Genomic DNA, 22,709 nt, shown 5'->3' with positions numbered 1-22,709 from the left:
GGGGCGGCGGCCCGCGACCAGGTCCGCGACGGCCGCCGCCAGCGCCGCCAGCACGAACCCGAGGATGACGACCAGCCCGTGCCGGAACGCCTCCGCCCAGTCCCCGCGGGTGCTCGCCACGGCGGCGAAGAACACCGCGCCGACGGCGGCGATGCCCATCGCGGTGCCGACCCGCTGCCCGGTCTGCAGGACGCCCGCGGCACTGCCGCCCTCGGTGGCGCGGACCTCCGACAGCGTCAGCGTCTGGTTGGGCGCGATGACCAGGCCGCTGCCGAGCCCGGCGGCGAGCAGCGGCGCCGCGGTCGCCCAGGCGACGCCGTGCCCCGGCACCAGCTCCACGGCCACCCACACGGCGCCGAGCCCGACCGCCACCAGGACGAGCCCGGCGGCGACGAGCGGGCGCCCGTAGCGGGACACGATCCGGCCGCCGACGGCCGAGGCCAGCCCGGACCCGACAGCGAACGGCGTGATCGCCAGGCCGGCGCCGAGCGTGCTGTAGCCGAGGCCGTTCTGCAGGTAGAGGGTGAAGATGAAGAAGATCGCGGTGAACCCGGCGAAGTACAGCAGCGCGATCGCCGTCCCGAGCGTGTAGGAGCGGAGCCGGAACAGCCGCAGGTCCACCATCGGCGACCGGGTGCGGCGCTCCCACGCGGTGAACACGCCGATCAGGGCGGCGCCCGCGGGGACGAGCAGCCACTTCAGCCCGCCGTGCCACTGCCGCTCCTGGACGAACGGCAGCAGCACGCACACGACGCCGGCGCCGAGGAGCAGCACGCCGAGCGGGTCGAGGCCCTGCCGCTCGCCGTAGACCGGGGCGGGCAGCAGCCACCACGCCAGGAACAGCGCCGCGATCCCGACGGGGACGTTGACGTAGAACACCCAGCGCCAGCCGTCCCCGTGCCCGCCGGCGGCGATCAGCCCGCCGCCGAGCAGCGGCCCGACGGCCGTGGCGATGCCGATGACGGCGCCGAGCGCGCCGAACGCCCGGCCCCGCTCGGCGCCCTGGAACAGCTGCTGGATGAGGCCCGCGACCTGCGGGTTCAGGATCCCGCCCGCGACGCCCTGCACGAGCCGGGCGAGGACGAGCAGCAGGATCGTCGGCGCGAGCCCGGCGCCGGCGCTGGCCAGCGTGAACAGCGCGAGCCCGGACATGAACACCGCGCGGCGGCTGCGGGCGTCGCCGAGCCGCCCCGCCGGGACAAGGACGAGCCCGAACGTCAGCGCGTACCCCGACAGGATCCACTGCAGCTGCGCCTCGGAGGCGTCCAGGCCCGCCCGGATCGAGGGCAGCGCCACGTTGACGATGCTGACGTCCAGCAGCGTCATGAACGCCGCGACCAGGCACACCGACAGCGCCCGCCAGCGGCGGACCCCGTCCCCGCCGGGCCGCGGGTCCTGCGCCGGTTCCGTCCGCACGGCGGGCTCCTATCCGGAGATCACGCGGCGAAACGCGGGCCGGAAACGTTCCCGCCGGGCGGCTGTGCCACAGTGGCCGGATGACCGACGCCGCCCCGGGACCCGGTCCCGACGAACTGCTGTGCTCCGCCAGGGGCTGCCGCGCCGCCGCCGTGTGGGCGCTGCGCTGGAACAACCCGACGATCCACACGGCGGGCCGGCGGAAGATCTGGCTGGCCTGCGACGAGCACCGCGAGAGCCTGTCGGCGTTCCTGTCCCGCCGCGACTTCCTGAAGGACGTCGTGCCCGTCGCCGACCGCGACGCCCCGCCGCGCGAGGGCTAGGTCTCGTCGAGGACGGGCTCCCCGGCCGGCCCCGGCACCTCCGGCGCGCCGCCCTTCCAGCCCTCGGCCATCTCGGTCAGCCGGGCCGCGGCGTCCCGGGCGGGCGCGCCGCGCCCGACCGCGAGGCCGAGCAGGTACGCCGTCAGCGGCGCGCCCGGCCGCGCGACGCCGTGCGCGACGTCGCGGGCGAGGTCCAGGATCAGGCTCTGGTCGATGTCGCCGCGTTCCAGGCCCAGTTCGAGGCAGGTCGCGTTGATCCAGTCCTCCAGCACCGGCATGGGTCCCCCTTCGCGGATGGTCACGGCACCTGTGCCCACTCTCCCACGATCAAAGCAGGCGCTCGGCGGCGGCCAGCTCCTCGGGGGTGTCGCAGTCGTACCAGGCCGGACGGGCGCCCGCGGGCACCGCGACGGCGGCGGGCTCCAGCGGGCCGAGCAGGCCGCGCAGCGACGCGCCCCGGTAGCCGGACAGGGCCTCCCGCAGGGCGCCGGCGCGCCAGCAGCCGGCGAGCCACTGCTCGCGTCCCTCCGCGTCCAGCAGCAGGGCGCCGGGGCGCTCCCCCATCGCCGCGAGCAGCCGGCCGATGTCGGCGGGGCGCAGGAACGGCAGGTCGGCGGCCAGCAGCGCCAGCCGCGGCGCGCGGACCGCGGCGAGGCCGGCGCGCAGCGCGGGCACCGGGCCGGCGCCGGGCGGGTCCTCGCGGACGACGACGGCGCCCGGCAGGACGTCCCGCCGGGGCCCCACCACGATCAGCCGGTCCGCGTCGGCGACGGCGGCGGCCGTCCACTCGATGAGGGCGCGCCCGCCGACGGGCGCGGCGGGCTTGTCGGCGCCGAACCTGCGGGCCCGCCCGCCCGCCAGCAGGACGGCGTCGAAGCCCACTCAGCCGCCGATCGCCGACATGGGCCGGGCGGGCTGCAGGAACGACGGGTCGTCGATGCCGTGCCCGGCGCGCTTGGCCCAGACGGCCTTGCGCCAGTTCTCGGCCAGCTCGGCGTCGGTGGCGCCGCCGCGCAGCGCGTCCCGCAGGTTGGACTCCTCGGTGGCGAACAGGCAGTTGCGGACCTGCCCGTCGGCGGTGAGCCGCACCCGGTCGCAGGCGCCGCAGAACGGCCGGGTCACCGACCCGATCACGCCGACCGTCTCCGGGCCGCCGCCGATCAGGAACGACTCGGCGGGGGCGCTGCCCCGGTCGTGGGCCGCGTCGGGGGCCAGGTCGAACTCGGCGGACAGCCGGGCCAGGATCTCGTCCGCGGTGATCATGTTCTTGCGGGTCCAGCCGTGCTGGGCGTCCAGTGGCATCTGCTCGATGAACCGCAGCCGGTAGCCGTGCTCCAGGCAGTAGCGCAGCAGCGGGACGGCCTCGTGGTCGTTGATCCCGCGCATCAGCACCGTGTTGATCTTCACCGGTTCCAGCCCGGCGGCCCGCGCCGCCGCGAGCCCGGCGAGGACGTCGTCCAGCCGGTCGCGGTGCGCGAGCCTCTTGAAGACGTCGCGGTGCAGCGTGTCGAGGGACACGTTCACCCGGTCGAGCCCGGCCTCGGCGAGCGGCGCGGCCAGCCGGGCGAGCCCGATGCCGTTGGTGGTCAGCGAGATCTGCGGGCGCGGCGACAGCTCCGCCGTCCGCCGCACGATCTCCGGCAGCCCGCGGCGCAGCAGCGGCTCGCCGCCGGTGTAGCGGACCTCGGTGACCCCGAGGTCGCCGACGGCGAGGCCGACGAGCCGGATCACCTCGTCGTCGGTGAGCAGTTCCGGCTTGGGCAGCCAGTCCAGCCCCTCCGGGGGCATGCAGTACGAGCACCGCAGATTGCAGCGGTCGGTGAGCGAGACCCGCAGGTCCGTCGCGGTACGGCCGAAGGTGTCGACCAGCACGGGCGCCCCTTCCTGCTGACCGGCGGCCAGGGCTTGCGGCCCGCCGGAGGTTGCGGTCGGTCAGACCAGCCTATTCCGGCGGTTGACGTTTCGTCGCATCCCGGTGGAGCGTGATGTCCTGCAGACGATCAGGGAGGTCGCGGTGACGACGGTTCGCGAGTGGGAGTTCGCGGGGACGCGGGGTGCGATCACCGCCCGCATCTGGGCGGGCGGTGATCCTCGTTACATCGCCGTCCTGGTGCACGGCTACGGCGAGCACCTCGGCCGCTACGACCATGTCGCGGACGTCCTCGTCCGGCACGGCGCCGTCGTCTGCGGCCCCGACCACATGGGCCACGGCCGCTCCGCCGGCGACCGGGTGCTGATCGGGGACTACGAGGACGTCGTCGCCGACGTCCACACCGTCGTGGAGTCGGCGCGCGGCGACCACCCCGGCCTGCCCGTCGTCATGATCGGCCATTCGATGGGCGGCCTGATCGCCGCCCGCTACGCCCAGCTGCACGGCGGCGGCCTCGCCGCGCTGGTCCTGTCGGGCCCCGTCCTCGGCCGCTGGCACGCCGTCGACGAGCTCCTCCCCCTGGACGAGATGCCGGACGCGCCCATCGACACCGCCACGCTCTCCCGCGACCCGGCCGTCGGCAAGGCGTACACCGAGGACCCGCTCGTCTGGCACGGCCCGTTCAAGAAGCCCACCATCGAGGCCCTCGACACCGCCCTGCGCCGCGTCAACGACCACGGCTCCCTCGGCGCGCTCCCCACGTTCTACGTCCACGGTGACGCCGACGAACTCGTCCGCCCGGAGGACACCCGCGTCGGCATCGAGAACGTCCGCGGCGAGGACCTCACCGAGCGCCTCTACCCCGGCGCGCGCCACGAGGTCTTCAACGAGACCAACCGCGACGAGGTCCTGTCGGACGTCACCGCCTTCATCGACCGCGCCCTCACCTGACCGGCGGACGCCCGGCCCGCCGCCGCGCCGTCGCGGCCTCGGCCCGGGTGATCTCGCCGTGCCGGTCCCAGACCGGTACGCGAATGACAGGTCGCCGACGTGCACGCGGGTCGCGGGATCGGTGCGCGATGCTCCTCGGCGCCGACCCCGCGAAACCGCTGCAACGCCTATCCGGGACGTCGCTCGCCGCTCGGAATCGGCTCTTCACCGACCTCGATCGGCTGCCGGGCCACGATCCCCTCGATGTCGGCGACGCCGGCCTGATCGACCACCAGGGTCGGCCACCAGGTCGTGGATGTGAGGGCCAAGTTCATGACCTGCCAGAGGGCATGGTCGTCGTTGACGAACAGCTGCGACGCGTGGAGCAGCTGCGCAAATCCCTCGTTCCGGAATCCGACGCTCAGCACCGAGAGGTTGCCTCTGTGCGTCAGCTTCACCCACTGGCTGCTGCCGCCAGAGCACGTATGCGGGCCCAGGGCGATGTTTTTGTACATCCCGTTTCCCCCCAGATGTCCGATTCGCTGTGCCAATGTCGTCTACCCGAGCATCTGTTCTCGACACTCCGAACCGTTTCCACGGCCCAGGAGCAGAAGTCCCCCCGAAGAAGGACCGGAGAAAGAGCACGTGGATCCGAGGAACCGCCGGGGAATCGTCCTCAGCCCTTCACGCAGATGAGCTGGCGGAGGCGGGCGACGACCTCGACCAGGTCGGACTGGGCCTCGATGACCGTCTCCAGGTCCTTGTAGGCGCCGGGGATCTCGTCGACGACGCCGGAGTCCTTGCGGCACTCGACGCCCCTGGTCTGCTCGACCAGGTCGTCCACGGTGAAGCTCTTGCGGGCCTTGTTGCGGCTCATCCGGCGGCCCGCGCCGTGCGAGGCGGAGTTGTAGGCGGTCTCGTTGCCGAGGCCGCGGACGATGTAGGTGCCGGTCGCCATCGAGCCCGGGATGATCCCGAGGTCGCCGCGGCCCGCGCGGATCGCGCCCTTGCGGGTGACGAGCAGCTCCTGGCCGCCGTACACCTCCTCCGCCACGTAGTTGTGGTGGCAGGAGATGACCTCGCCCCACCGGCAGCGCTTCTCGCCGAACCAGTTGGTCACGACGTTCTGCGCGAGCGCCATCATGACGGCGCGGTTGCGCCGCGCGTACTCCTGCGCCCAGAACAGGTCGTGGCGGTAGGCGTCCATCTTGGCGGTGCCGGTGAGGAACACGGCGAGGTCGTTGTCCGGAAGGTCCTGGTTGTGCGGGAGCTTGCGGGCGGCCTCGATGTGGTGCTCGGCCAGTTCGTTGCCGATGTTGCGCGACCCCGAGTGCAGGACGAGCCAGATCGCGCCCTTGTCGTCGGCGCACAGCTCCAGGAAGTGGTTGCCGCCGCCGAGCGTGCCCATCTGCTGGCGGGCGCGGCCGTGGCGGGACCGCACCGCCGGGTGCAGGTCGTCGAACTGCTTCCAGAAGTCGTACCAGCCGCGCTCCTTCAGGTTCGGCAGCGCCGACGGGTCGACGGCGTTCTTGTGGGAGCCGCGCCCGACCGGGATCGCCTTCTCCAGCCGGTGCCTGATGCCGGCCAGGTCGTCCGGCATGTCCTCGACCATGAGGGACGACTTGACGGCGGTCATGCCGCAGCCGATGTCGACGCCGACGGCCGCCGGGGACACCGCGTCCTTCATCGCGATGACCGAGCCGACGGTGGCGCCCTTGCCGTAGTGGACGTCGGGCATCACCGCGAGGCCCTCCACCCACGGCAGGGCGGAGACGTTGCGGAGCTGGTCGAGGGCGAGGTCCTCGACGGTTTCAGGGGCGGTCCACATCCGGATGGGAACGCGGCCGCCCTTGAGCGTCTGGTACGGCATGCCTTCTCCTTGATCGACGGGGACCGGACCGCGATCTATGAGGCCAGAGACACCGGTCACTGTTCAACCGGTTTTCCCGCCTTGGCGGGGTTCATCACCGTTCGGCGCGGCGCCGTTCGGTGAGGCCGAGCCCGTCCAGGTGGCGCAGCAGGGCGACGGCGACGCGGCGGTCGGTGGCCAGGGCATCGGCGGCCTGACCTGGGGTGAACGGCTGCGGCAGGCCGTTCAGGACGCGCAGCGCGTCCCGGTCGGCGCCCGGCGCCAGAATGATGTCGGCCCCGTCCCCGGGGACGCGCAGGACCGCCCCGGCGCGCTCGGCGGCGGCGAGCAGGTCGCCGGTGAGGCCGAGTTCTTCGAGGCGCCCGGGGGACGGCGGGACGAACGGGGCGTCCGCGAGGCCGGCCAGGAGCGGCTCGACGGCCGCGGTCCAGGGCGGCGGCGGTGCCGCGGCGATCGCGGTCGGGGCGGCGGGCCGGGGGGCGGGGCCGGGCTCGGGCCGCGGCGCGGGGCCGTAGACGCGTCCGGCGTCCACCCGCAGCGGCGGCCGGACGAGCGCGGTGACCAGCTGCCGGGCCGGGAGGCCGAGCCGCAGCCGGACGGTCTCCAGCGGGATCCCGGGCGCGTGCGGGCTGCCCGCCGCGTGCCGGGACGCCTCCTCGGCGAGGCGGTCGAACAGCGCCGACCAGTGCGCCGCGTCGGCGACCCACTCGCCGTTCAGCGCGACGGCGTCCGGCGGCGGCGCGCAGCCCATCAGCGACAGCTCCGCGCGCCGCAGCACGCCGTGCCGGCGCAGCACGATCGCGCCGTCCGGCCGGTCCGGCCAGGACGCCAGCTCGCGGGCGCGGGCCGCCCCCGCGCCGCGCCGCACGAGGGTCGGCGGCCGGACGTCCAGCACGCTCACCCCGGCGATCGACCGGCGCGCCGCGTCGCGCAGGACGCCGGTGTCGCCCAGGTGCAGCGCGAGCCGGGTGTTCAGGGTCAGCCTGGCGGTGTCGGGGCCGAGCGGCCGCAGCCGGACCGGGACGGCGGCGGACCCGAGGTGCAGCGTCAGCCGCCGGGCCAGCCGCCCGGACGCCTCGCCGAACCGGGTGCGGACGTCGACGCAGGTGGTGTGGGTCCAGGCGCCGGGGGTGACCAGGGCCATGCCGGGGTCGACGCGCCCCGCGTCGCGGAGCGTCAGCACGATGCGGGAGACGCCGCCGACGGTGTCGCAGGGCTCGCCCGCGCAGCCGATCGTCCGGACGCGGACCCGGTCCCCGGCGGGCATCAGCAGCAGCTCGTCGCCCACCGAGACCGTGCCGGCGGTGAGGGTGCCGGTGACGACGGTCTGCCGCCCGGCGGTGAACGCGTGGTCGGCCCACAGCCGCACCGGCGCCGCGGCGTCGGGGACGGGCAGCCGGCCGGTGAGCCGGTCGAGGGCGGCGGCCAGCCCGTCCATGCCGGCGCCGGTGACGGTGCTGACGGCGACGGCCTCCACGCCGCGCAGCGCGGTGCCGGCGAGCCGGCCGCGGACCTGCCGCAGCGCGAGCCGCGCGTCGGCGAGGTCGGACTTGGTGACCGCGAGCACGCCGGCCCCGACGCCGAGCGCGCCGAGCGCGTCCAGGTGCTCACCGGTCTGCGGCATCCAGCCCTCGTCGGCGGCCACCGCGAGCAGCGCCGCGGGCGCGGGCGCGGCGCCCGCGAGCATGGCCGGGACGGACCGCTCGCCGCCGGGGACGTCGACGAACGCCACCCGGCGGCCCGACGGCAGCCGCGTCCAGGCGCCCGCCTCCCCCGGCTCCCGGCCGGTGAGGGCGCGCACGAGCGCCGACTTGCCGTGCCCACCGTGACCGGCGGTGGTGACGACCTGCATCAGCGTCCTTTCCAGGCCGAGACGCCACGGGCCGTGCGGGGGGATCCAGTGCGGGGGTTGTGCAGACGGAGGTCCACGGAAGGCAACCCTAGGGACGCGGGCGCTCCGCGCCAAACCCGCCGTGCGAGTGGGCGGCGAAGTCGTCGACCATCCGGTGGACCAGCCCGGCCAGCCGCGCGCGGTCGGCGGGCGCCCACCCGGCGAGCGCCTCGGCGATCCAGCGCCGCCCGGAGGCGCGGATGCACTCCACCGCGTCCGCCCCGGCCGCGCTCAGCCGGACCCGCCGGCACCGGCCGTCGTCGGGGTCGGGCACCTGCTCGACGTAGCCGGCCCGCTCCAGCCGCTGCACCTGCCGGGTGACGTGCGGGGCCTCCACCGCCAGCGCGGCGGCCAGCTCGCCGGGCCGCATCGGCGCGCCGCCGTCGGCCAGCGCGCGCAGCACCGGGACGGCGGCCCGGTCGACGGGCACGCCGGCGGCGACGACGGTCTGGTCGTGCCGGCGGGCCCGGGTCAGCATGTGCGCGACGCGGCTGAGCGCCCGCTCGATCTCCACGATCCCGGCCTCGGCCGGATCCGGCGGCACACCTGGCGACATAACCGGAGACCCTACCGCTCTACACTTACTTAACTTAAGTAAGCACAGCACAGCGCCGCGCGGCCCGCCCGCCGCCGACCGGACGCCACACCCTGGGGAGGTTCGCATGACCGGCGCCCCGGTCACGGCGCGCACGGCGGCCGGGCCCCCGGCCGCCGATCCGGCGCGCACCGGCCGCATCCTGCTCGCGCTCGCCGCGGCCGGGATGGTCGTCTCGGTGCAGCAGACCCTCGTGCTGCCGCTGCTGCCCCAGCTCATGGTCCGCTTCGACGCCCCGATCACCGACGTGACCTGGGTGTTCACCGCCTCGCTGCTGGCCGGCGCGGTCGCCACCCCGCTGCTGGCGCGGTTCGGCGACATGTACGGCAAGAAGCGGATGATCATGCTGGCGCTGGTGCTGCTGGTGGCCGGCTCGGTGGTCTGCGCGGCGTCCGGCTCGCTGCCGGTCCTCATCGCCGGGCGCGCGCTGCAGGGCGTCTCGTCCTCGATGATCCCGCTCGCCATCGGCATGATCCGGGACGCGTTCCCGCGCGAGCGGATCACCACCGCGATCGGCATCGTCAGCGCCACCATGGGCGTCGGCGGCAGCGCCGGCATGATCGTGACCGGGCTGATCGCCGTCCGCACCGACAGCCACCGCCCGGTGTTCTGGATCACCGCCGCGCTGGGCGCCGCCGCGCTGGCGCTGGTCGCGGCGTGCGCCCGCGACACCGGCACCCGGGCCGGCGGGCGGCCCGACATCGCCGGCGCGGTGCTGCTCGCCGGCTGGCTGGTCTGCCTGCTGCTCGCCATCAGCGAGGGCAACGCGTGGGGCTGGACGTCCGGCGGCGTCCTCGGCCTGTTCGGCGGCGCCGCCGCGCTCGGCGCGGTGTGGGTGGCGGTCGAGCGGCGGGTGCGCTCCCCGCTGGTGCGGCTGAACCTGCTGGTCGGCGCCCGGTCGCTGTCGGCGAACATCGTGTCGGCGCTGCTCGGCTTCTCGATGTTCGCCGCGTTCACGCTGATCGCCGGGTTCGTGCAGTCGCCGTCCGCGCAGGTCGGGTACGGGCTGGACGGCTCGGTCCTGGACGTCGGCCTCTACATGCTGCCGAGCACCGTCACGATGCTGGTGTTCTCCTGGATGTCGGGCAGGATCGCCGCCCGGATCGGCACCGCCTACACCCTCGCGGTCGGGTCGGCGTTCGCCGGGCTGTGCTACGCGTGGCTGGCGGTGTCCAACTCGCACGTGTACGACATGCTCGCGTTCAGCGCGATCCAGGGCATCGGGTTCGGGATCGCCTACGCGGCGCTCGGCACGCTCGCCGTCCAGCACGTCCCGATGGACCAGAGCGGCATCGCCAGCGGCATCAACTCGCTCGTCCGCACGACCGGCGGCGGCGTCGCCGGGGCCGTGACGGCGTCGGTGCTGGCCGGGCAGGTCGTCGCCGGGACCGACGTGCCCACGCTCGGCGCCTACGAGCTGTGCTTCTGGATCGTCGCGGCGGGCGCCACCGTGGCCGCCGCCGTCGCCGTCGTGCACGCCCTGCGGCACCCCGGCTGACGGCCGCGCCGGCCGCCGCGCGGCGGGACCGGACGGCGCGGGCCCTTGACGAACGGGCCCCGGGGCATGCCCTATAGGGATGCGGCCCCCATCGCCGGAGGCCGCAGCGCAGACCGGGCCACGGACCCGCCACCGGGAGGACGACATGGGCGCCTACGGGGCCGCGTACGAACGCAGCATCGCCGACCCGACCCGCTTCTGGGGGCTGGCGGCGCGCGACGTCCGCTGGCTCGTCCCACCGGACCGGGTGCTGGACGACGGCGCGCCGCCGTTCTACCGCTGGTTCACCGGCGGCGAGCTGAACACCTGCGACAACGCCCTCGACCGGCATGTCGAGGAGGGCCGCGGCGACCAGCCCGCGCTGATCTACGACAGCCCCGTCACCGGGACGGCGCGCACCTACACCTTCCGGGAGCTGACCGGGCTCGTCGCGCGGTTCGCCGGGGCGCTGCGCGCGCAGGGCGTCGACCGCGGCGACCGCGTCGTCATCTACCTGCCGATGATCCCCGAGGCGGTCATCGCGATGCTGGCGTGCGCCCGGCTCGGCGCGGTGCACTCGGTGGTGTTCGGCGGGTTCGCGGCGCGGGAGCTGGCCGTCCGGATCGACGACGCCCGGCCGAAGGCGGTCGTGTCGGCGTCCTGCGGCATCGAGGCGGGCCGGATCGTCGCCTACAAGCCGCTGCTGGACCAGGCGCTGGAGATGGCGCGGCACAAGGTCGAGCGGTGCGTGATCCGCCAGCGCGAGCAGCTGCACGCCGACCTCGTCCGGCCGCGCGACGTGGAGTGGGACGAGGCCGTCGCCGCCGCCGAGCCCGCCGAGTGCGTGCCGGTCGCCGCCACCGACCCCCTGTACATCCTGTACACCTCCGGGACGACCGGGCGGCCGAAGGGCGTCGTCCGCGACAACGGCGGGCACGCGGTCGCGCTGCGCTGGTCGATGGAGAACGTGTTCGGCGTCGGGCCCGGCGACGTGTGGTGGGCCGCGTCCGACGTCGGCTGGGTCGTCGGGCACTCCTACATCGTGTACGCGCCGCTGCTGACCGGCTGCGCGACCGTCCTGTACGAGGGCAAGCCGGTCGGGACGCCGGACGCGGGCGCGTTCTGGCGCGTCGCCGCGCAGCACCGGGTGAAGGCGCTGTTCGCGGCGCCGACCGCGATCCGGGCGATCAAGAAGGAGGACCCGGAGGGCGCGCTGCTCGCCGGGCACGACCTGTCGGCGCTGGACACCCTGTTCCTCGCCGGGGAGCGGCTCGACCCCGACACCTACCGGTGGGCGTCGCGGATCCTGGACCGGCCGGTCATCGACCACTGGTGGCAGACCGAGACCGGCTGGCCGATCGTGGCGAACCCGCGCGGGCTGGAGCCGATGCCGGTCAAGGCGGGCTCGCCGTCGGTGCCCGTGCCCGGCTACGATGTGCGGGTCCTCGGCCCCGACGGCGGGTCGGTGCCGCCCGGCACCGACGGCGACATCGCGATCCGGCTGCCGCTGCCGCCCGGCACGCTGCCCACCCTCTGGCAGGACGACGAGCGCTTCGTCGAGTCGTACCTGACCAAGTTCCCCGGGCACTACCTGACCGGCGACGGCGGGCACATCGACGAGGACGGCTACGTCTGGGTGATGGGCCGCACCGACGACGTCATCAACGTGGCCGGGCACCGGCTGTCCACCGGGACGATGGAGGAGGTCATCTCCTCCCACCCGGCCGTCGCCGAGTGCGCGGTCATCGGCGTCGAGGACGCGCTGAAGGGGCAGGTCCCGCGCGGGCTCGTCGTGCTGAAGAGCGGCGTCCTCGCCGAGCCGGAGGAGCTCGGCGCCGAACTGGTCGGGATGGTCCGCGACCAGATCGGGCCGGTCGCCGCGCTCAGGGAGGTCGCGGTCGTCCCGGCGCTGCCGAAGACCCGGTCGGGCAAGATCCTGCGGGGCGTGATGCGGGGCATCGCCGACGGCCGGGAGGTGACCGTCCCGTCCACGATCGAGGACCCCGCGGTGCTGGAGGAGCTGCGCCCCGTCCTGCGCCGGGGCTAGCGGCCGCCGCGCCGCGGCCAGAACGCCGCCGCCAGAGTGACGCCGGCCGCCGCGAGCAGGGCCTGCAGGACCGTCTCCCAGGGGCTCCAGCCGCCGCTCCCGACGTCGAACACCTGGGCCAGGCCGGTGCCGGCGAACGCCGCGACGACGCCGGTCGCCATCAGCAGCCAGACCGGCATGTCCGGGCAGCCCGGCAGCAGCAGCTTCCCGAGGACACCGATCACCGCGCCCAGGACGACGGCGGCCGCGAGCCCCCCGATGGTCATGCGCGCTCCTCACTCCCCGTCCCCTGGGAACGGTCCAGGAGGCCCTACCCGCGTCCGCGCGGGCGACACGGCGGCCGTCGTGGGGAAGCGGCGCGGAGGGGGCGCGGAGGGGGCGTCAGCGGACGACGAGCGCGTGCCGCCCGCGGGGAACGAGCTCGCCGATGACCGGGGCGCCCGGGACCTCTCCGGCGACCAGCAGCCCGCCGGAGGTTTGCGCGTCGGCGAGCAGCAGCCGCTCCTCCTCGGCGATCCGGCGGAAGTCGGCGTGCGGCGACACCCACGCCAGGTTCCGCCGGGTGCCGCCGGGCACGAACCCGTCCCGGACGGCGGCCCGCGCCCCGTCCAGGTAGGGGACGGCGGACGCCTCGACGACGGCCGTGACGCCGCTCGCCCGCGCCACCTTGTACAGGTGGCCGAGCAGCCCGAAGCCGGTGACGTCGGTGGCGCACACGGCGCCGCGCTCCAGGGCGGCGACCGACGCGTCCGCGTTGAGCCGCGTCATCGTGTCCACCGCGTGCCGGAACACCTCGCCGGTGGCCTTGTGCCGGGCGTTGAGGACGCCGAGGCCGAGCGGCTTGGTCAGCGACAGCGGGACGCCGGGGCGGCCCGCGTCCAGCCGCAGCAGCCGGGCGGGGTCGGCGACGCCGGTCACCGCGAGGCCGTACTTGGGCTCGGGGTCGTCGATGCTGTGCCCGCCCGCGATCGCGCAGCCGGCGAGGGCGGCGACGTCCCGCCCGCCGCGCAGCACCTCGCGGGCCAGTTCGGCGGGCAGCGCGTCGACGGGCCAGCCGAGCAGGTTCAGCGCCATCAGCGGTTCGCCGCCGACCGCGTAGACGTCCGACAGCGCGTTGGCGGCGGCGATGCGGCCCCAGTCGTAGGCGTCGTCGACGACCGGCGTGAAGAAGTCGGCGGTGGACACGACCGCCCGGCCGCCGCTGATCCGCAGCACCGCCGCGTCGTCGCCGTCCGGCCCGCCGACCAGCAGCGACTCGTCCCCGCCGGTGAGGCCGGTCACGACCCGCTCCAGCACCCCGGGCGGGATCTTGCAGGCGCAGCCGCCGCCGTGCGCGTACTGCGTCAGGCGGGCGGCCGGGGCGAGGCGGGTCACCCGCCTGATTTAACGCACAACTACCGCAAATGATCAAGAAACGGACAGTACGGGTGCGGTCACCGAACAGCGAACATCTCCCCCGACCAGCAGGGAAATCCCGCAAACCCTTGTCCGAACGGCGTTCGGCATGATGCGATTCCCTTTCTTGCAAGTCATCACTTACTTTTCGAGGGGCGACATGGGGATCCGGGAACAGCAGGCCGAGCTCGACCAGGCCGTCGCGGGACGGACCGTCTGCACGAGCCTGGCGGAGACCGCCGCCAAGCACGGCGGGCTGCCCGCCTACTCCGACCGGGTCGACGGCGAGTGGAAGACCCTGACCTGGGCCGACACCCGCACCCGCGCGCTGGAGACGGCCGCCGGGTTCACCGCCCTCGGCCTGGAGCCGGGCGACGTGGTCGCGCTGATGATGCCGAACCGCTCCGAGCACGTCCTGGCCGATCTCGGCGCCGTCCACGCCGGCGGGATCCCCACCACCGTGTACGCGACGCTCGCGCCCGACCAGGTCGCGTTCGTGGCCGGGCACTGCGCGGCCAGGTACGCCGTCCTGGACGGCCGGGACCAGCTGGAGCGCTGGCAGCCCGTCCTCGACCGGCTGCCGGAGCTGCGGAGGATCATCGTGGTGGACGCCGCCGCCTGCCCGCCCGGCGACCGGTACGTGAGCTGGGACGACTTCACCGCCCTCGGCCGCGAGCGGCTCGCCGCCGACCCGGCCGCGATCGACCGCCGCTGGCAGGCCGTCAAGCCCGGGGACACCGTCACCCTCCTCTACACCTCCGGCACGACCGGCGACCCCAAGGGCGTCCTGATCACCCACTCGATGGTGCTGCACGAGTCGGTGATGGTGCGGCGCAGCTCGGTGCTGCCCGACCACCCGGCGGGCGTGTCCTACCTGCCGTTCGCGCACATCGCCGACCGCGTCCTCAGCTACTACCTGCCGGTCACGCTCGCCTCCCACATCCACTTCTGCCCGGAGCCGGCGCAGCTCGGCGCGATCCTGAAGGACGTGCGCCCGCACTCCTTCTTCGGCGTGCCGCGCATCTGGGAGAAGCTCATGGCCGGCATCCAGGCCGTCCTGTCCGCCGAGCCGGACGAGGCCAGGAGGCAGGCGGTCGCCGGCGCCCTCGAGGCGGGCCGCGCGCACGTGACGGCCCAGGAGTTCGGCAACACGCCCACCCCCGAGATCACCGCCGCCTTCGAGCGGGCCGACCAGGCCGTCCTCACCCCCATGCGCGCCCTGCTCGGCCTGGACCGCGTCCGGCAGGCCTCCAGCGCCGCCGCCCCGCTGCCGCTGGACGTCGCCCGGTTCTTCTCCGGCCTCGGCCTGAAGATCTTCGACGCCTACGGGATGACGGAGACGACCGGCGCCATCACCGCCAACCTCGCCGACTCCTTCAAGCTCGGCACCGTCGGCCGCGCGTTCGAGGGCGTCGAGCTCAGGCTGGCCGACGACGGCGAGATCCTCGTCCGCGGCGCCACCTGCACCCCCGGCTACCTGAACCGCCCGGACGCGACCGCCGAACTGATCGACGCCGACGGCTGGGTGCGCACCGGCGACGTCGGCCGCCTCGACGGCGACGGCTTCCTCACCGTCGTCGACCGCAAGAAGGAGCTGATCATCACCGCGGGCGGCGAGAACATCGCCCCGTCCCTCATCGAGAACCACCTCAAGGAGCACCCGCTCGTCGGGCAGGCCCTCGCCTTCGGCGACCGCCGCCCCTACGTCGTCGCCCTCATCACCCTCGACGGCGAGGTGGCCCCCGTCTGGGCCGCCGCCCACGGCATCGACACCACCGACCTCGCCGCGCTCGCCGACCACCCCCTCGTCCTGGAGGAGGTCGCCAGGGCCGTCGAGGACGCCAACGCCCGGCTCGCCCGCGTCCAGCAGGTCAAGAAGTGGCGCCTGCTGCCCGCCGAGTGGACCGCCGAGAGCGAGGAGCTGACCCCGACCCTCAAGCTCAAGCGCCGCGTCGTCCACACCAAGTACTCCCCCGACATCGACGCCCTCTACGCGGGCTGACCGCGAGCGCCCGCCGCGGGCCCCGGCCCCGGCGGGCTAAGATCACTGGCGGAGGCGTGTGAGCGCCTGGTGGCCTCCCCGGCCTTCAAAGCCGACGGTCCCGAGGATCTCGGGACGGCGGGTTCGATTCCCGTACGCCTCCGCCACCGCGCACCCCCGCCGGGCGGCGGGAGGGGCGCGGCGTAGCGTGGAGGTATGCGGCGGCGGAAGATCGCCTACGGGATCATGATGGGGACGTGCCTCGTCCTCTTCGTGCTGGCGTGGGCCGTCGTGCGGCACTGGTCGCACACCGCCGCGATCGTGATGTCGGTGGTGGCGCTCGCCATCCCGCCGTTCGCGGCGATCGTGGCGAACTGGAACATCGACCGCCGCGACTGACGGCTACTCGGCGCCCTTGGGCTGCGGCGGCTCCTTCATGCTGAAGCGGACCTGATCGCCCTCGACCGCGGTGACGGTGACGGTCAGCGGGTAGTCGCGGCCGTTGGCGTCCCTGACCGTGCAGTCGAGGGTGGCGCCGACCTCGCCCTTGAGGTCCCCGGGGCATTCGGCGGTGGCCGGCCCGATGCCGCCGTCGTCGAAGGGCGGGCCGAACTTGGCGACGATCTGCTCCTCCACCTTGTCGGCGGAGACGGTCTTGCCGATCGAGATGCTCTTGTTCACCTCGCAGGCCGTGGTGGCCAGCGCGAGGGCGCCGAGCAGGGCGGGAACGAGCAGGAACTTGCGCATCGGTGACGTGACTCCTCGTGTCGTGCGGCGCCCCGGTCCCCGTGGGGCGCCTCTGTGGCACGCTCCGATGATCGGTTCGGTGGTGACCCGGCGGCCAGGGTGTTCCGTCCCGACTAGAAAAGGACCCGAAACGGGACAAGATGGGCCGAACTTTTCGTTACTCGCGAGTTTCCGGGGTACCGTCCGGTCCATGGGGCGGATCACCGTGCGCAGGCCCGTACTGCGGCTGAGCACCAGCGGGGTGCGGGGGCGCCGGCCCGACACGCTCGCGGTGGAGGAGCCGCTGGAGATCCGCGTCGCGGGCAAGCCGCTCACGATCACGATGCGCACGCCCGGGCACGACTTCGACCTCGTGGCCGGCTTCCTGGCGGCCGAGGGCGTCATCGGGGGCGCCGGCGACCTCGCGGCGATGCGGTACTGCGCCGACACGGCCGAGCAGAACACCCTCGACGTCGCGCTGGCGCCCGGGGTGCCGCCGCCGGACGACTCGATGACGCGGGCCTTCACCACGACCAGCGCGTGCGGGGTGTGCGGGAAGTCGAGCATCGAGGCGCTGCGCGCCGACCGGCCCTACGAGGTGGGCGAGGATCCGGTCCGGATCTCGCCGCGGGTGCTGGCGGCGCTGCCGGAGCGGCTGCGCGCGGCGCAGCGGGTGTTCGACCGGACGGGCGGGCTGCACGCCGCCGGGCTGTTCGACGCCGGCGGCGGGCTGCTCGCCGTGCGCGAGGACGTCGGCCGGCACAACGCGGTCGACAAGGTCGTCGGCTGGGCGCTGCGACAGGGGCGGCTGCCCCTCACCGGGACGGTGCTGATGGTGAGCGGGCGCGCGTCGTTCGAGCTGACGCAGAAGGCGATGGCCGCGGGCGTGCCCGTCCTCGCGGCGGTGTCGGCGCCGTCGTCGCTCGCGGCGGAGCTCGCCGAGGACGCCGGGATGACCTTGGTCGGCTTCCTGCGCGGCGAGACCATGAACGTTTACGCCGGATCCGAGCGAATCGCCCTCTGACGGGCGGGACTTGTCATCAGGAGCCGAAAACCAAGCGGTAACTTGTTGGTTCGGCGGCAAGAAACCGCGGCGCACCAGGAGTTGACTGTCGCCCCAACGCATACACGCGCGCGCAGAAGCGAGGGACGGCATGACGAGGCCCCTGACAGACGGCGGAGCGGCGCCCGGCATCGATGAGCGCCACCCCCCGATCAAGCCTCGGCGGGTGTCCTTCGACTGGTCGGCGACCCCGCTGCACTGGGTGCCCGGCGACCCCGTCGCCACGCACATCATCAACTCGTTCCACATCGTCCTGCCCGAGGGCGAGAAGTGGTTCGTCCAGTGCGTGAAGGACGCCCGGCCGTACATCGAGGACGAGCGCCTGCTGGAGGAGATCAAGGGCTTCATCGGCCAGGAGATGGTGCACGCCCGCTCGCACCAGGGCGTGCTCGACCAGATCCTGGAGGCCAACGGGATCGACGTCTCCAAGATCACCGACGCGGCGGCGAAGGGCAACGCCGACCGGCCCGCGCAGATGGCGGCGCTGAAGGAGCGCAACCCGCGGGCGTGGCGGCGCCGGCTGCGGTTCGAGCTGGCCGCGGTCGCCTCGATCGAGCACTACACCGCCGTCCTCGGACAGTGGATCATGGACAACGAGCGGTTCGAGCGGGCCGGGGTGGACCCGACCATGCTGGACCTGCTGCGCTGGCACGGCGCCGAGGAGGTCGAGCACCGGTCGGTGGTGTTCGACGTCTACCGGGCCATGGGCGGCCGCTACCCGACACGGGTCGCGGCGTGGGTGGTGTCGCTGTTCTTCCTGTACTGGGCGCTGATCGGCGGATCGCTGTACCTGCTCAAGCACGACCCGACGATCAAGAAGCGGGTGACGCCGCTGCGCGTGTACCGGTCCTACCGGCGCTCGGTCCGGCTGGGGCACGTCCCGGGCATCTTCAAGTTGCTGCTCGGTGAGGCCCCGGTGTACCTGAAGCCGAACCACCACCCGTCGAAGGTGTGCTCCACGCCGCGGGCGCTGGAGTACCTGACGCAGTCCCCCGCCGCGAAGGCCGCGGGCTACGACCCCTACTGACCGCCGCTCCCCGCCTGAGGGCCCGTACCGCCGCGCCGTACGGGCCCTCGGGCTCTCCCGGTGGCGGGGCTCACGCCGCGCCCCCTTGACCGCGGGGACGATTCGGCGATTTATTAGCAGGGTGTCCAATAAAGCGGCCCGAATCCCCCTGCGGACCAGGCGCCGGGTGCGCGGCGACGGCGTCGACCTCGCGGTCTGCGAGCAGGGCGACCCGTCGCGGCCGACCGTGCTGCTCGTCCACGGCTACCCCGACACGCACGCGGTGTGGGACGAGGTGGCCGCGCTGCTCGCCGAGCGGTTCCACGTCGTCCGCTACGACGTGCGCGGCGCCGGCGCGTCGTCGCGGCCGTTCGGGCGGAAGCGCTACACGTTCGACTACCTGATGTCGGACATGCGGGCGGTGCTGGACGCGACCGCGCCCGACCGCAGGGTGCATCTCGTCGGGCACGACTGGGGGTCGATCCAGGGTTGGGAGGCGGCCTGCACCATGCCGGACCGCTTCGCCTCCTTCACCTCCATCTCCGGCCCGTGCCTGGACCACGTCGGCCACTGGATGCGGCGCAACCTCGCCCGCCCGACGCCGGGCAACCTGAAGCGCGCCGCCGGGCAGGGCGCGCGCTCCTGGTACATCTACTTCTTCCAGACGCCGGTCCTGCCCGAAGCGCTGTGGCTGGGCGGGATGACCAGGCTGTTCACCCGCGCGCTGGCCGTCGGCGAGGGCGTCGCGCCGCGCGCCGGCCATCCGGCGCGGACGATGGCGCGCGACGCCGCGGCCGGGGTCGGGCTGTACCGGGCGAACATGCTGCCGCGGCTGCGCCGGCCCCGCGACCGGCGCACCGACGTGCCGACCCAGGTGATCGTCCCGACGCGGGACCTGTTCGTCTCACCGCACCTGGTGGGCGGCCTCGGCGGGCGGGTCCCCAACCTGTCGCTGCGGACGGTCGCGGCCGGGCACTGGGTGCCGCGCAGCCATCCCGGCGTCGTCGCCCGCTGGATCACCGAGCACATCGCGGGCGTCCAGGGCGGCCCGCTCACCGCCGCCGAGTCCCGGGCGCTGGACCGGGCGCGGGTGCGGCCGGAGCGGCGCCCGTTCGAGGGCTCCCTCGTCGTCGTCACCGGCGCGGGCGGCGGGATCGGCCGCGCCACGGCGCTCGCGTTCGCCCGGCGCGGCGCCGAGGTCCTCGCGGCCGACATCGACCTGGAGGCCGCCCGGCGCACCGCCGAACTCGCCGGGCCCGCCGGCCGCGCCTTCCGGGTGGACGTGTCCGACCCCGCCGCGATGGAGGACTTCGCCGAGGCCGTCCTGCACGAGCACGGCGTCCCGGACGTCGTCGTCAACAACGCGGGCATCGGCATGGCCGGGTCCTTCTTCGACCACTCCCCCGGCGACTGGCGCGAGGTCCTGGACGTCAACCTGTGGGGCGTCGTCCACGGCTCGCGGCTCTTCGCCGGGCAGATGGCCGAGCGCGGGCAGGGCGGCCACATCGTCAACACCTCGTCGGCCGCCGCGTACACGCCGTCGCGCGCGCTGCCCGCCTACGCCACCAGCAAGGCGGCCGTGCTCATGCTGTCGGAATGCCTGCGGGCCGAGCTGAAGGGCGAGGGCATCGGGGTCAGCGCCATCTGCCCCGGGATCGTCGACACCGGCATCACCCGGACGGCCCGCTTCGTCGGGCGCGGCGAGGACGAGCAGGCCCGCAGCCGGGACCGGGCGGCACGGGCCTACGCGCGCCGCGGCTACGGGCCCGAACGCGTCGCCGAGCAGATCGTCGCCGCCGTCCGCGACGACCGCGCCGTCGTCCCGGTCACGCCCGAGGCGCGGCTGAGCCGGCTGGCGTCCCGCGCGGCCCCGGGCGCGCTGCGGCTCCTCGCCCGCCTCGACCCGGGCTGAGCCCCGCCCGCCCGGTCACCCCGTAGGGTGATCACCGGGAGGGATGCCGGATGGCGGACGCCGTGGTCATCGGCGCGGGGCACAACGGGCTCGTCGCGGCCAACCTGCTGGCCGACGCGGGCTGGGACGTGGAGGTCCTGGAGGCGCAGCCCGAGCCGGGCGGCGCCGTGCGCAGCGACCGGGGCGTCCACCCCGACTACGTCAGCGACCTGTGCAGCGCCTTCTACCCGCTCGGCGCCGCGTCGCCGGTGATGCGCGCGCTGGAGCTGCAGCGGCACGGGCTGCGGTGGCGGCACGCGCCCGCCGTCCTCGCGCATCCGCTGCCGGACGGGCGCTGCGCCGTCCTCGAACGCGACCGCGACGCCACCGCGGCGAACCTGGAGGGGCTCGGCGCGGGCGACGGCGAGGCGTGGCTGCGGCTGTGCGCGCTATGGGACGCGATGGGCGAGGACGTCCTGCGCGCCCTGTTCACCCCGTTCCCGCCGGTGCGGGCGGCGCTGCCGCTGGCGGCCGCGGCGCGCCGCGCGGGCGGGCTGCGGATCGCGCGGTCGCTGCTCGCGCCCGTCCGCACGCTCGGCGAGCAGGAGTTCACCGGGCCGGGCGGGCGGCTGCTGCTCGCCGGGTCGGCGCTGCACACCGACATGTTCCCCGAGTCGACGGCCGGGTCGGTGTTCGGCTGGCTGCTCGCCATGATCGGCCAGCGGGACGGGTGGCCGGTGCCCGCGGGCGGGGCGGGCGAGCTGACCGCCGCGCTCGTGCGGCGGCTGGAGTCGCGGGGCGGGCGGCTGCGCTGCGGCACGCCGGTCGCGTCGGTCGTCGTCCGGGACGGGCGCGCGCTCGGCGTGCGCACCGCCGGGGGCGAACCGGTGCGGGCGGCCAGGGCGGTGCTCGCGGACGTGTCGGCGCCCGCGCTCTACGGCGGCCTGGTCGGCTGGTCCGACCTGCCCGCCTCGCTGCGCGCGGACCTGCGCCGCTTCAGCTGGGACCATGCCACCTTCAAGGTCGACTGGGCGCTGTCGGGCCCGATCCCGTGGTCGTCGCCCGATGCCGCGCGGGCCGGGACCGTCCACCTGTCCCCGGGCATGGCGGCGCTCACCGACTACAGCGCGGACCTCGCCACCGGGCGCGTCCCCGCCGAGCCGTTCGCGCTGCTCGGCCAGATGACGACCGCCGACCCCGCCCGCTCCCCCGCCGGGACCGAGTCGGTCTGGGCGTACACGCACGTCCCGCACCGGGTGCGGCGCGACGCGGGCCCCGACGGCATCACCGGCGCCTGGGACGAGCGCGAGCAGGACGCCATGGCCGACCGCCTGGAGGGCGTGGTGGAGCGCCTCGCGCCGGGCTTCCGCGCCCGCGTCACGGGCCGCCGGGTCATCGCGCCCCCGGCGTTCCAGGACCACGACGCCAACCTGGTGAACGGCGCCCTCAACGGCGGTACCGCGCTGATCCACCAGCAGCTGGTGTTCCGTCCCGTCCCCGGTCTCGGACGGGCCGAGACGCCGATCCCGGGCCTGTACCTGGCGTCGGCGTCCGCCCATCCCGGCGGCGGCGTCCACGGCGCCTGCGGGGCCAACGCCGCCCGCGCCGCGCTCGCCCACGCCGGGCCCGGGGGCCGCGCCCTCACCGCCGCCCTCGGCGCGCTCGGCCGGCTGCTGGCCCCGTAGTTTGCCGGCGCGGGGTTTTCCTCGGCGCCGGAACATGCGACCTTGGCAGGAACCAGCCGGGCGGCAACCACCCGGCGACCGGCACCGGAGCGTGGAACATGCGGATTCGCGACATCCTGCGGCGGAAAGGGGACACGGTGGCCACGGTGCGGCCCGATGCCACCGTGCGGCACCTGCTCGCCGTCCTGGCCGAGCACAACATCGGGGCGGTGGTCGTCTCGCCCGACGGCGCGACGATCGCCGGCATCGTGTCCGAGCGGGACGTGGTGCGGCGGCTGCACGACCGCGGCGCGGCGCTGCTCGACCGGCCCGTCGCCGACATCATGACCGCCGAGGTCCGCAGCTGCGCCCCCGGCGACCAGGTGGAGGACCTGCGCCGCACCATGACCGAGCACCGGTTCCGGCACGCCCCCGTCGTCGAGGACGGCCGGCTCGCCGGGATCGTCAGCATCGGCGACGTCGTCAAGAGCGCCATCGACGAGCTGGAGAGCGAGCGCGAGCACCTGGTCGGCTACATCCAGGGCGCACCCTGACCCGGCCGCC

22 protein-coding genes and 1 tRNA gene are annotated in these 22,709 nt (G+C 74.8%); 12 read left to right on the top strand and 11 right to left on the bottom strand.

All coding sequences use genetic code 11. The features are described from left to right. Positions 1-1,416, bottom strand: a 1,416-nt coding sequence (locus tag ABZ806_RS35040; protein ID WP_500221842.1) for a DHA2 family efflux MFS transporter permease subunit, incomplete at its 3' end; no start/stop codon positions are given. An 80-nt stretch (positions 1,417-1,496) separates the two neighbouring features. Between ABZ806_RS35040 and ABZ806_RS35035 the strand changes: the two genes are divergently transcribed. Further along, positions 1,497-1,739, top strand: coding sequence for a hypothetical protein (locus ABZ806_RS35035; RefSeq protein WP_500221839.1), 243 nt, complete (start codon positions 1,497-1,499; stop codon positions 1,737-1,739). Here the strand turns inward: ABZ806_RS35035 and ABZ806_RS35030 are convergent. Genes ABZ806_RS35030 through moaA form a run of 3 tightly spaced genes read right to left on the bottom strand, consistent with a single transcriptional unit; the run spans position 1,736 to position 3,611 of the window. Beyond that, positions 1,736-2,017: a DUF6457 domain-containing protein gene (locus ABZ806_RS35030; protein ID WP_500221837.1), complete on the bottom strand. Its 282-nt coding sequence runs from the start codon at positions 2,015-2,017 to the stop codon at positions 1,736-1,738. The two genes, ABZ806_RS35035 and ABZ806_RS35030, sit on opposite strands and share 4 nt — an antisense overlap. 49 nt (positions 2,018-2,066) lie before the next feature. Then, positions 2,067-2,621, bottom strand: coding sequence for a molybdenum cofactor guanylyltransferase (gene mobA / locus ABZ806_RS35025; RefSeq protein ID WP_500221835.1), 555 nt, complete (start codon positions 2,619-2,621; stop codon positions 2,067-2,069). Further along, positions 2,622-3,611: a GTP 3',8-cyclase MoaA gene (moaA, locus tag ABZ806_RS35020; protein ID WP_500221833.1), complete on the bottom strand. Its 990-nt coding sequence runs from the start codon at positions 3,609-3,611 to the stop codon at positions 2,622-2,624. Between the two features lie 142 nt (positions 3,612-3,753). Between moaA and ABZ806_RS35015 the strand changes: the two genes are divergently transcribed. After that, the gene (locus tag ABZ806_RS35015; RefSeq protein WP_500221830.1) at positions 3,754-4,560 is read left to right on the top strand and encodes an alpha/beta hydrolase; all 807 of its coding nucleotides are present in this window, start codon (positions 3,754-3,756) and stop codon (positions 4,558-4,560) included. A gap of 167 nt (positions 4,561-4,727) precedes the next feature. On the opposite strand, the gene ABZ806_RS35010 is transcribed toward ABZ806_RS35015, so the two are convergent. The 4 genes from ABZ806_RS35010 to ABZ806_RS34995 form a co-directional block, all read right to left on the bottom strand. Next, entirely contained in the window at positions 4,728-5,054 is a 327-nt protein-coding gene (locus tag ABZ806_RS35010) for a hypothetical protein (RefSeq protein ID WP_500221828.1), read from the bottom strand. 161 nt (positions 5,055-5,215) lie between these two features. Further along, positions 5,216-6,409, bottom strand: a complete 1,194-nt coding sequence (locus ABZ806_RS35005) for an RtcB family protein (protein WP_500221826.1) — start codon at positions 6,407-6,409, stop codon at positions 5,216-5,218. A gap of 94 nt (positions 6,410-6,503) precedes the next feature. Further along, positions 6,504-8,261 (bottom strand): SelB domain-containing protein, encoded by a 1,758-nt coding sequence (locus tag ABZ806_RS35000; protein WP_500221824.1) that lies wholly within the window; start codon positions 8,259-8,261, stop codon positions 6,504-6,506. Positions 8,262-8,349: 88 nt separating this feature from the next. Then, positions 8,350-8,856: a MarR family winged helix-turn-helix transcriptional regulator gene (locus ABZ806_RS34995; protein ID WP_500221822.1), complete on the bottom strand. Its 507-nt coding sequence runs from the start codon at positions 8,854-8,856 to the stop codon at positions 8,350-8,352. Positions 8,857-8,962: 106 nt separating this feature from the next. On the opposite strand from ABZ806_RS34995, the gene ABZ806_RS34990 reads away from it, so the two are divergent. Continuing rightward, positions 8,963-10,393 carry an MFS transporter gene (locus tag ABZ806_RS34990; protein WP_500221819.1) on the top strand — a complete coding sequence of 477 codons (1,431 nt, stop codon included), beginning with the start codon at positions 8,963-8,965 and terminating at the stop codon, positions 10,391-10,393. 145 nt (positions 10,394-10,538) lie between these two features. Continuing rightward, positions 10,539-12,419: a propionyl-CoA synthetase gene (locus ABZ806_RS34985; RefSeq protein WP_500221817.1), complete on the top strand. Its 1,881-nt coding sequence runs from the start codon at positions 10,539-10,541 to the stop codon at positions 12,417-12,419. On the opposite strand, the gene ABZ806_RS34980 is transcribed toward ABZ806_RS34985, so the two are convergent. Both ABZ806_RS34980 and selD read right to left on the bottom strand, forming a co-directional pair. Continuing rightward, the gene (locus ABZ806_RS34980; RefSeq protein WP_500221815.1) at positions 12,416-12,685 is read right to left on the bottom strand and encodes a GlsB/YeaQ/YmgE family stress response membrane protein; all 270 of its coding nucleotides are present in this window, start codon (positions 12,683-12,685) and stop codon (positions 12,416-12,418) included. The two genes, ABZ806_RS34985 and ABZ806_RS34980, sit on opposite strands and share 4 nt — an antisense overlap. A gap of 115 nt (positions 12,686-12,800) precedes the next feature. Beyond that, on the bottom strand, positions 12,801-13,793 hold the full coding sequence (gene selD / locus ABZ806_RS34975; RefSeq protein ID WP_500221812.1) for a selenide, water dikinase SelD: 993 nt from the start codon (positions 13,791-13,793) through the stop codon (positions 12,801-12,803). 181 nt (positions 13,794-13,974) lie between these two features. Between selD and ABZ806_RS34970 the strand changes: the two genes are divergently transcribed. The 3 genes from ABZ806_RS34970 to ABZ806_RS34960 all read left to right on the top strand — a co-directional run bounded on the left by ABZ806_RS34970 (position 13,975) and on the right by ABZ806_RS34960 (position 16,194). Continuing rightward, positions 13,975-15,816: an AMP-dependent synthetase/ligase gene (locus ABZ806_RS34970; protein WP_500221810.1), complete on the top strand. Its 1,842-nt coding sequence runs from the start codon at positions 13,975-13,977 to the stop codon at positions 15,814-15,816. Positions 15,817-15,866: 50 nt separating this feature from the next. Beyond that, a tRNA-Sec gene (locus tag ABZ806_RS34965) sits at positions 15,867-15,962 on the top strand. A 49-nt stretch (positions 15,963-16,011) separates the two neighbouring features. Beyond that, positions 16,012-16,194 (top strand): DUF3099 domain-containing protein, encoded by a 183-nt coding sequence (locus ABZ806_RS34960; RefSeq protein WP_500221807.1) that lies wholly within the window; start codon positions 16,012-16,014, stop codon positions 16,192-16,194. Between the two features lie 3 nt (positions 16,195-16,197). Here the strand turns inward: ABZ806_RS34960 and ABZ806_RS34955 are convergent, their stop codons facing one another. Further along, on the bottom strand, positions 16,198-16,542 hold the full coding sequence (locus tag ABZ806_RS34955; RefSeq protein WP_500221805.1) for a DUF4333 domain-containing protein: 345 nt from the start codon (positions 16,540-16,542) through the stop codon (positions 16,198-16,200). A 190-nt stretch (positions 16,543-16,732) separates the two neighbouring features. Between ABZ806_RS34955 and fdhD the strand changes: the two genes are divergently transcribed. From fdhD to ABZ806_RS34930, 5 genes are all read left to right on the top strand, one after another. Beyond that, positions 16,733-17,545 carry a formate dehydrogenase accessory sulfurtransferase FdhD gene (gene fdhD, locus ABZ806_RS34950; RefSeq protein WP_500221803.1) on the top strand — a complete coding sequence of 271 codons (813 nt, stop codon included), beginning with the start codon at positions 16,733-16,735 and terminating at the stop codon, positions 17,543-17,545. 130 nt (positions 17,546-17,675) lie between these two features. Beyond that, positions 17,676-18,611 (top strand): metal-dependent hydrolase, encoded by a 936-nt coding sequence (locus ABZ806_RS34945; RefSeq protein ID WP_500221801.1) that lies wholly within the window; start codon positions 17,676-17,678, stop codon positions 18,609-18,611. Between the two features lie 121 nt (positions 18,612-18,732). Next, positions 18,733-20,502 carry an SDR family oxidoreductase gene (locus ABZ806_RS34940; RefSeq protein WP_500221800.1) on the top strand — a complete coding sequence of 590 codons (1,770 nt, stop codon included), beginning with the start codon at positions 18,733-18,735 and terminating at the stop codon, positions 20,500-20,502. Between the two features lie 50 nt (positions 20,503-20,552). Further along, positions 20,553-22,166, top strand: a complete 1,614-nt coding sequence (locus ABZ806_RS34935; RefSeq protein WP_500221798.1) for a phytoene desaturase family protein — start codon at positions 20,553-20,555, stop codon at positions 22,164-22,166. A gap of 98 nt (positions 22,167-22,264) precedes the next feature. Beyond that, positions 22,265-22,699 carry a CBS domain-containing protein gene (locus ABZ806_RS34930; protein ID WP_500221796.1) on the top strand — a complete coding sequence of 145 codons (435 nt, stop codon included), beginning with the start codon at positions 22,265-22,267 and terminating at the stop codon, positions 22,697-22,699. The last annotated feature ends 10 nt before the right edge of the window (positions 22,700-22,709 follow it).

This window comes from Spirillospora sp. NPDC047418 (assembly GCF_040643275.1).
Lineage (GTDB): Bacteria > Actinomycetota > Actinomycetes > Streptosporangiales > Streptosporangiaceae > Spirillospora.
Note: the sequence above shows the minus strand (reverse complement) of the source record. Positions and strands in the feature narration are given on the sequence as shown.